Annotated in this window: 11 protein-coding genes; 3 read left to right on the top strand and 8 right to left on the bottom strand. The window is 39.0% G+C overall.

Features of this window, described 5'->3' with window-relative positions; all coding sequences use genetic code 11:
- Nucleotides 1-215: 215 nt before the first annotated feature.
- A complete protein-coding gene (locus ON073_RS19535) occupies nt 216-749 on the top strand; it encodes a gamma carbonic anhydrase family protein (protein WP_274763554.1) in 534 nt (177 codons plus the stop codon).
- Here ON073_RS19535 and ON073_RS19530 read toward each other — a convergent pair.
- Both ON073_RS19530 and aroE read right to left on the bottom strand, forming a co-directional pair.
- Complete coding sequence (locus ON073_RS19530) at nt 744-986, bottom strand: DUF1488 domain-containing protein (protein ID WP_274763553.1); 243 nt, start codon at nt 984-986, stop codon at nt 744-746. The two genes, ON073_RS19535 and ON073_RS19530, sit on opposite strands and share 6 nt — an antisense overlap.
- The gene (gene aroE / locus ON073_RS19525; RefSeq protein WP_274763552.1) at nt 986-1,807 is read right to left on the bottom strand and encodes a shikimate dehydrogenase; all 822 of its coding nucleotides are present in this window, start codon (nt 1,805-1,807) and stop codon (nt 986-988) included. The genes ON073_RS19530 and aroE overlap by 1 nt, the downstream gene beginning before the upstream one ends.
- A 47-nt stretch (nt 1,808-1,854) precedes the next feature.
- Here aroE and ON073_RS19520 point away from each other — a divergent pair, with 47 nt between their 5' ends.
- Both ON073_RS19520 and ON073_RS19515 read left to right on the top strand, forming a co-directional pair.
- On the top strand, nt 1,855-2,289 hold the full coding sequence (locus ON073_RS19520) for a group II truncated hemoglobin (RefSeq protein WP_446728546.1): 435 nt from the start codon (nt 1,855-1,857) through the stop codon (nt 2,287-2,289).
- A gap of 85 nt (nt 2,290-2,374) precedes the next feature.
- On the top strand, nt 2,375-3,982 hold the full coding sequence (locus tag ON073_RS19515; protein WP_274763550.1) for a methyl-accepting chemotaxis protein: 1,608 nt from the start codon (nt 2,375-2,377) through the stop codon (nt 3,980-3,982).
- 41 nt (nt 3,983-4,023) lie between these two features.
- On the opposite strand, the gene hemF is transcribed toward ON073_RS19515, so the two are convergent.
- The 6 genes from hemF to ON073_RS19485 form a co-directional block, all read right to left on the bottom strand.
- Nucleotides 4,024-4,938, bottom strand: a complete 915-nt coding sequence (hemF, locus tag ON073_RS19510; RefSeq protein ID WP_274763549.1) for an oxygen-dependent coproporphyrinogen oxidase — start codon at nt 4,936-4,938, stop codon at nt 4,024-4,026.
- 2 nt (nt 4,939-4,940) lie between these two features.
- The gene (locus ON073_RS19505; protein WP_274763548.1) at nt 4,941-5,504 is read right to left on the bottom strand and encodes a Sua5/YciO/YrdC/YwlC family protein; all 564 of its coding nucleotides are present in this window, start codon (nt 5,502-5,504) and stop codon (nt 4,941-4,943) included.
- A 13-nt stretch (nt 5,505-5,517) separates the two neighbouring features.
- On the bottom strand, nt 5,518-6,075 hold the full coding sequence (locus ON073_RS19500) for a DNA topoisomerase family protein (RefSeq protein ID WP_274763547.1): 558 nt from the start codon (nt 6,073-6,075) through the stop codon (nt 5,518-5,520).
- A 76-nt stretch (nt 6,076-6,151) separates the two neighbouring features.
- The gene (locus tag ON073_RS19495; protein ID WP_274763546.1) at nt 6,152-6,625 is read right to left on the bottom strand and encodes a DUF494 family protein; all 474 of its coding nucleotides are present in this window, start codon (nt 6,623-6,625) and stop codon (nt 6,152-6,154) included.
- Nucleotides 6,626-6,627: 2 nt separating this feature from the next.
- Nucleotides 6,628-7,719: a DNA-processing protein DprA gene (gene dprA, locus ON073_RS19490; protein ID WP_274763545.1), complete on the bottom strand. Its 1,092-nt coding sequence runs from the start codon at nt 7,717-7,719 to the stop codon at nt 6,628-6,630.
- Nucleotides 7,720-7,751: 32 nt separating this feature from the next.
- A partial coding sequence (locus tag ON073_RS19485) for a LysM peptidoglycan-binding domain-containing protein (protein WP_446728545.1) occupies nt 7,752-8,840 on the bottom strand: 1,089 nt, incomplete at its 5' end.

Genomic DNA, 8,840 nt, shown 5'->3' with positions numbered 1-8,840 from the left:
TGCTATGCTGCGTCGTTCCCCGTGTTGGTGGAGGCGCATTATAGAGAGATTTGATCTGAGCGCAACCCTTTTTTAAAGAAAATTTGTATTTTTTTACTGTTTGTTTGAAATAACAGCTAAAAGTCTTAAAAACATACATTTTCTGATCAGAAATTAACAAATCCGTTACTCTTCTCTATACTTTGCCTATTAATAAGTATGTAAATGGTAGCGTGATGACTATTAGAAGTTATAAAGGTGTAGAGCCAAAAATTAATTTAAATACATATATAGATGAATCAGCCGTACTGGTCGGTCAAATTGAAATTGGTGCTGATTCTAGTATTTGGCCATTAGTTGCCGCACGTGGTGATGTTAACTATATCAAAATTGGTGAGCGAACTAATGTGCAAGATGGTTCTGTGCTTCATGTAACGCGTAAAAGTAAATCTGTGCCAAATGGCTACCCGTTAATTATTGGTGATGATGTTACTATTGGTCACAAAGCCATGTTACATGGTTGCGTACTGGGAAACCGCATATTAGTCGGGATGGGCGCTATTATTATGGACAATGCAATTATTGAAGATGATGTGATTATTGGTGGAGGCTCATTAGTGCCACCTAATAAGACGTTAGAATCAGGTTATTTATATGTAGGTAGCCCAGTGAAGCAAGCCCGTAAGTTAAATGAAGCAGAACTTGCCTTCCTTAAAGTATCTGCTGATAACTACGTTGTATTAAAGAATGAATACTTAGAAGAGCTATAAAAGCTCTTCTACTTCTATCAAACCTTCATCATTATACAGCTCGTCTTCAATTGCACTTTCAGCAATATCTTCATAGTCGAATTTTTTACTTTCAAAGTCTAATAGCGCATCTTCTTTAGATTTATTGGTTAAATAAAAGCACGTAATCAGCTGACCTGATACCTGAGCAAAATAAGAGACACGTTTTGTGTTTTCGTCATATTCAACACGATCAACAAAAATGATTGATTGGTTCATTACAGTTCTCCTGATTTAAGCTGTTCAATAACCACTTGTGTTGAAGGCTTAACACCTCGCCAAACAAAAAATGCTTCTGCGGCCTGCCCTACCAACATACCCGAACCATCTAATGTGTCTGCTTGTGGATTAACACTTTTAATCCATAAATTAAACGAAGTATCTTGTTGGCTATAAAACATATCGTAAGCAAGTTCACACTGTTCAACAAAACCTTTAGAAATAGGCGGAACATCACCTGTAATACTGGCTGAAGTTGAGTTAATAATAATGTCAAAACTTGATTGTGGTTGATCATCAAAGCCACACGCTTCAATCTCACCATAGTTAGCAAATTCTTGGCTCAGCTTTATGGCCTTTTCTTTTGTTCTGTTTATTATTGTGAGCTTTGCTGGCTGCTGCTGTAAAATGGGTAAAATTGCTCCTCGCGCAGCTCCACCAGCACCAATTAATAGGACCCTTTTATCTGATATTTCAAATTGATTATTTAAAATATCGCTGACAATGCCAGTACCATCAGTATTATCGCCCACTAACTTGCCATCTGAATTAACTTTTATGGTGTTTACCGCACCTGCTGTTTTCGCTCTTTCAGTCAACTCATCTACCAGAGCAAATGCTTCTTCTTTAAATGGTACTGTAACGTTTGCACCTTTACCGCCAGCTTTTACAAATGAATCGATTGATTCCTTAAAGCCATCAATCGGTGCTAGTATTGCGATGTATTCGATTGCTTGATTTAGCTCTTTTGCAAACGCTTGATGAATTTTCGGTGATTTTGAGTGATTTATTGGGTTTCCGAATACAGCGTATTTATCCATTAGTTTTCTCGCATTGAGTTAGAGTTATGAAACAAATATTAAGACGTATGTTTGGCACAACGCAGACACAGAGTGAACCTCATCAATCTCCTTCACCTGAAACAACACCTTACATGCTAATGGGTGGTGAAAGCGGTGCACGCGCGCTAGCAAATCGATTTTACGACATTATGGCAGAAGAAGAATACGCCAAACCATTATATGATATGCATCCTCAACCTTTAGATAGAATTAGACAAGTGTTTTTCGAGTTTTTATCTGGATGGCTCGGTGGACCTGATTTATTTGTTGAGAAGTATGGCCACCCAATGCTACGAAAGCGCCATATGCCGTTTCCTATTGATCAAGACTTACGAGATCAATGGATGTTTTGCATGAATAAAGCATTAGATATCGAAGTTGATAACCCAGTACTAAGAGAAGGGTTAAAGCAGTCGCTTGCTCAACTTGCTACGCATATGATTAATCAAAATAGCCTGTAATATTTCTCATTAGATTGCGTTAAATCAATGCAAACTAGTCAATAATTGCGCATACTCAGTTTACTTAGTGCTTGAGAAAACTGTTATGCGTCATCACTCTATACAACATAAGATCTTCGCTTTACTCACTGTAACAGGCATTTTAGTGCTTGCAGCTAGTCTATTTACTGGACAAAAACAGCAAAGCGAATTGGCCCATCAAACCATTGAGCAAAATATTAAAATATTGGCTGATAATTATTTCGATTCTATCAATACCATGATGCTTACCGGCACTATGGCAAATCGTGAAATCTTACGCAAAAAAATACTCAGCGAAGAACAAATTAAAGATATTCACATTATTCGTGGAGATAAAATTAACCAATTTTTTGGCCCAGGCGAAGCTAACCAGTCACCACAAAATCAACAAGAAAGTGATGCATTAAATGGCAAAGAACAAGTTCATTTCTCTAAAAGTAACAATGGTCAGAATTTAATTTCCTATCTAAAGCCAATAGTCGCTAGTGAAGATTACCGCGGCACCAATTGTTTAGGTTGCCACCAAGCAACAGAAGGTGAAATTCTTGGAGCGGTTAAAATCAGCTACTCTCTAGACAAAGTGGATGCGGCTGTCACCCGAAATTCTTGGGTTAGCTTTGGTATTCTCACTACTATTTTTGTGGTGACATTTGTGACACTTGGTTGGCTCTTTAGAAAATTTTTAATTGAACGTTTACGTGTTATTGGTAAATCAATGCGATTAGCGTCGCAAAATAACGATTTAACAATTCATGTTGAAGATAACACCAATGATGAACTTGGTCGCTTAGCGAATAACTTTAATCTAATGATGGCTGCGTTTAAAAGTAATATCAGCCAATTATCAGAATCTTCAAAAGTACTAATCCACAGTGCTGAAAAAATTTATGCATCAGCTGAAACAACAGAACAAGCTATTAATCAGCAAAAGCAAGGTACTGACTCAGTAGCAGCTGCTATTAACGAATTAGAGTCATCTTCCTCAGAAGTGCGCAATACCACGCACTTTGCATCGGAGCGCTCGGATACCAGTAATCATTTAGCAGAAACAAGTTTAGAAATAGCAGAAAGTACCGAAGAGAGTATCAATGGTTTAGCCCTTGAAGTTCGCACAGCAGCACAACAAGTGAGTGAGTTGCAAAACCGCACATTGGAAGTTGGGAAAGTGCTGGAAGTAATCAGCAATATTGCTGAGCAAACTAACTTACTTGCACTTAACGCAGCTATAGAAGCTGCACGTGCTGGCGAAGCCGGTAGAGGGTTTGCGGTGGTTGCCGATGAAGTGCGAACACTTGCCAATCGCACCCATGATTCGACAGACGAAATTAAACGTACTATTGATAATTTGCAATCTGAAGCAATAGAAACCGTTAATACTATGAACCGCTCGAGTGAAGATGCTGATCAACGAGCTGAACAAGTTAAAAAAGTCGCGTTAGCATTAAAAGATATTTCTGAGCATATGAAAGAAATTAACCAACTTAATACACAAATCGCGGATGCTACTGAACAACAAAACTTAGCTGCTGAAGAAATTAATCAGAGTGTTATCGCAATCAGCGATAATGCGGAAACATCTTTAATTGATGCCCATGAAAGTAAGCAAGTCAGTGAAGGTTTGTTAGCCCTTGCGCGAGAGCTGGATCAGCAAGTACGTAAATTTAAACTTTAAAATTTTAAAGACAAAAAAGCCGCTTAACCGCGGCTTTTTTATTAAATTTGTAACCAATCTTTTGGCGATAAATAGTTTTCGTAGAGATTTGCTTCTAAGCTGTTTGGTTCAGGTTTAAAGTCATATTCCCAGCGCGCAAGCGGTGGCATCGACATTAGAATAGACTCAGTTCGACCACCTGTTTGTAAACCAAACAAAGTGCCTCTATCCCATACTAAGTTAAACTCTACGTAACGACCACGGCGGTACAATTGGAAGTCTCGCTGTTTTTCGGTAAACGGAAAGTCTTTGCGTTTTTCTACGATTGGTAAGTAAGCATCTAAGTAACCATTACCGACGGCACGCATAAATGCAAAACAACGGTCAAAGCCCCATTCATTTAGGTCATCAAAGAACAAACCACCTACTCCACGTGTTTCACCACGGTGTTTTAGGTAAAAATATTCATCACACCACTTTTTATAGTCGTCATAAACGGTTTCACCAAATGGTAAACACAACTTACATGCTTCTTGGTGCCAATGTTTAACATCTGCTAATACTGGGTAATAAGGGGTTAAATCAAAACCACCACCAAACCACCAAATCGGCTCTTCACCTTCTTTTTCAGCAATAAAGAAGCGTACATTGGCATGTGATGTAGGTACATGAGGGTTTTTTGGGTGAATTACCAATGACACGCCACAGGCATGGAAACTACGCCCGGCTAGCTCTGGACGATGTGCTGTCGCCGATGCAGGCATTGATTCACCAAAAACATGGGAATAATTCACGCCACCTTGTTCAATCACTGCGCCATCTCTGATAACACGCGTACGGCCACCACCGCCTTCCTCACGTTGCCATGCATCTTCAACAAACTTGGCGCTACCATCAGCTTGCTCTAGAGCATCACAAATTTTATCTTGCAGGGCTAATAAGAATTCTTTTACTACTTCTAAATTAACGTGCGACATAATTACTCTCTAAATAACTTACCGGTAAAGGCATCTTTGATTTGGCTCGGTTTAGTATTACCACCAAGTGCCCCTTCAACATACGCAGCAACTTTATCACCAAAAGCGTGTTTTGCTTCATCAAGTGTTAACACAGGGTCTTGGCCAGTGAGGTTAGCACTTGTTGATACCAAAGGTTTACCAAAATCCTGGCATAACTGTTTTACAACTGGATGGCTTGTTACTCGCACAGCAATTGTATCAAACTGACCCGTTAGCCATTTTGGTGTACTTGATTTAGCTGGCATCACCCATGTAACTGCCGCTGGCCATGAAGAAAAAATATCTGCTCTTTTGTCCATAGGGATTTTCGCATCATCAACATAATCCAAAAGTTGACCATAATTATCAGCAATTAAAATTAACCCTTTTTCTACAGGACGTTGCTTTATATCCAGCAACTTCATTACAGCAGCTTCGCTATCAGGATCGCACCCTAAGCCATAAACAGCTTCCGTAGGATAAACAATGACACCCTCGTTTTTTAATGCAAGGGTAATTGGGCTTTCATTTAACTCGTTACTCACAGTTTGCTCCAAATCATAACGGTGTTTTGTGGTTACAATGCTTTTGCGGACATTGTAACACCACGCCATTTGATGTTTTTTTCTCAACCATTACCTGCCACCCACATTCAGGGCAAGATTGCGCAACAGGTTTACTATTTAAAATATATTTGCATTTTGGGTACCCCCCACAAGAGTAAAAGGTTTTACCCGATTTATTGCTACGCTCAACGAGTGCTGATTTTTTACAACTAGGACACGTAGGTAATTCACTCTTGGATTCTTCTTGTGCAATAAAATGACATTCAGGAAAGTTTGTACAACCAATAAACATACCAAAACGCCCATTTTTCACAGCCAGTGGATGGCTGCACTGAGGGCACTTGCTATCGTCGAGCACTTTGATTAGCGTTTCATTATGCTCAACCAGAGGGCGTGTATAATCACAATTAGGGTAATTATTGCATCCTATAAAAGCGCCGTTTTTACTATGCTTAACACTGGTCTCTGAACCACATTTCGGACACACTTCAAACTCTTTTTCTAAAGCATGTTCGTGGACTGAAAATAAAGAATGGTCAATTTTGCTCATTATTGTCAAAACGCAGACGAAATATAAGCAAAATTATATCATGTTAGCCAAGGCAAGATGCAAATTTAAACATGCCTTAATGAATGGTGCCGTTTTGCTCTTCGAATAATAAGTCTTCCATTTGAGCGTAAGCAATTTCTTTACCTGGCACATTAAATAGCACCATTAAAACCACCCACTTTAAATCATCAAGCTCAATAATGTCTTTATCCAACGCAAAAATACGGTCAATGACCATTTCACGTGTGGTTGTATCAATAACGGATATTTGCTCTAAAAACATTAAGAAACCACGGCAAGTAAGGTCTAATTTTTCACTTTCTTGCTGGGTAAAAATACGTACTGACTTTCCTGGCACACGATTTAAATAAGGGTATTCATCACTGTGTTGTAAATCGGCAAGTTGCTCCAGCCAATCAAGTGCTTTGTAAATTTCTCGATGATTAAACCCTGCGCGTAATAATTCATCTGTTAATTCACTTTGTTCCACGAAAATTTCGCTTTCGCTGTGAATATAGTTCTCAAACAAATACATGAGGATATCAAACATTTTTAACTCCTCCCTATTCGGGTATAACCGTCTAGTACACGTATAACTTGGCCTGAAAGTTCCAAATCTAACAATTGAGATAACAACTCATCTATAGGTAACTGTGAAAGTTGTTGTAATTTGTCAACTGATGTCACTTCTTCATTTAAGTGCTTTAGAACAGGATCTGACATTACAGGTTTTTCAGTCTCTTCTACTTTATATAGACAACTTTTCGGCAAAACGCTTAATTCTGCAAAAATATCCTCGCAATTTTCAATTAATTTAGCGCCTTGCTTAATAAGCGCATGGCACCCTTTTGCCAACTCATTATAAACAGAACCAGGTACAGCAAAGACTTCCCTATTTTGCTCAAGTGCGTATTTAGCAGTAATCAAAGAACCACTCTTTTGTTCAGCTTCAACAACTATGGTACCCAATGACAAACCAGATATGATGCGATTTCTGCGAGGGAAATTTGCAGCAAGCGCAGAGGTACCCGGTAAATACTCAGATATAATTAGTCCTTTTTCGGCAATCTGATGATAAAGCTCCTTAGCCCGTTTGGGATAACACACATCAACTCCAGTACCAAGTACTGCAATTGTATTACGATCCACCTGAAGCGCTCCCTGATGCGCACAGCTATCAATGCCCCTTGCCATTCCAGAAACCACACAAAAATCATTTAGTGCTAAGTTAGTCGCTATATCTTTGCTAACTTGTCGCCCTATTTCGGTTGCATTTCGCGAACCCACAATGGCTAATTTAGGTGTGTTGAGTAATTCAATATCACCTTTACAAAAAAGCACTAAAGGTGGACTGGCTATTTCTTTTAAAAGTTGAGGATATTTGGGATGAGAGAAATGAATGATTTCTATATCGCTGCTTTGGCAATCAGATATAAGCGATGTTATTTTTTGCCAGTTGGTATTCTTAAGATTTTTTAGAGCGTTTGAGTTTAATCCAGTTTTAAGCTGGTCAAAATGAGTGAATGAAAAAATTTCGTCTAATGTGAACTGCTCTAAAAGGTTTTGTACAGTTTGAAAACCAATTCCTTTCGAAAAATAAAAAGCGAGCCAATATTCAAGCTCGCTTCTTGTTTCTTTGTGCATCTTCTCTCCTTAGAAGACGCTCCACCTAACGTTTAGTTATCTACATGGATAGTGTCACCAACACGAACAGGCTCTAAAGTCTTAGTAACAATGGCGTAGCTTACTTTCTCATAAACCTTAAACACCATTAATTCGCCTACTTTTTCTTTTGGCATTTTCCATTCGCGACTATCTTCACCATCACCAAAATAACTCATCGTACGTTCATAACGTGAAGCTGCATCTTTATATTTAGGTCCATCACTAGTTAATACAACTGTAGGCGATGCTCTACGAATGTCCAATACATGACCAGCTTTAAGCGCATCCCTCTCACCACGATTCAACACAACCACATCCATTGTGCTAAATTCACGTAATTTTGAGGTGGTATCAATGATAGTACCTGAGATAGCAGTTTCAGGACGTTTCATCATAAAAAATGCAGGCAATGTTTGCCCTTCTAAGGCTGGCATTAAGAAATCCCCTTGGCGAATTTCTCGTTTAACATTTTTTACACGCACAGAAGAAGGAGCTGCGTTAGTTTCATCACCTGATCTAAAAGCACGACCTGTACCAACAAGAATTGCTTCATGTCCAAGCTCTTCTTCTGTTTCTGGGTCAATGTACGGGTCACCTTGACGGTAAATACCATAATACTGTGAACGCTCTAAATCACCTTTCACATAAACAATCTGATCGGTATCAATTGTTTTGAAACCTTTGTTTGCACCCAAAACAACAGGTCTTGTATCGATATCTTCTTCACTCAGCGCTTGCTCATAAGTTAAGAAAGGACGAATCACTTCTAAAGGTAGTGTCGGGATCGCATCACCTTTTTTCATGGTTTTGCGCACACCCGGTGATAATTTTTTAAACTTCTGGTTAATCACAAGCATAGGGCGACCTTGTGAATCATAAACCAATGAAAGTTTATCACCTGGGTAAATTAAGTGAGGATTATCAATTTGTGGATTAAGACGCCAAAGCTCCGGCCACAACCATGGTTGATCCAGGTATATAGCGGAAATATCCCAAAGGGTATCGCCTTTTTCTACAACATATTCTTTAGGGGCGTCCTTTCTGATCTGAAGCACATCAGCAAGAGTTGGAAACGCCATAGTTAATGCGACTATCGCAGC

This window comes from Pseudoalteromonas sp. G4 (assembly GCF_028875915.1).
GTDB lineage: Bacteria > Pseudomonadota > Gammaproteobacteria > Enterobacterales > Alteromonadaceae > Pseudoalteromonas.
This window is presented reverse-complemented; position numbering and strand designations above follow the sequence as displayed.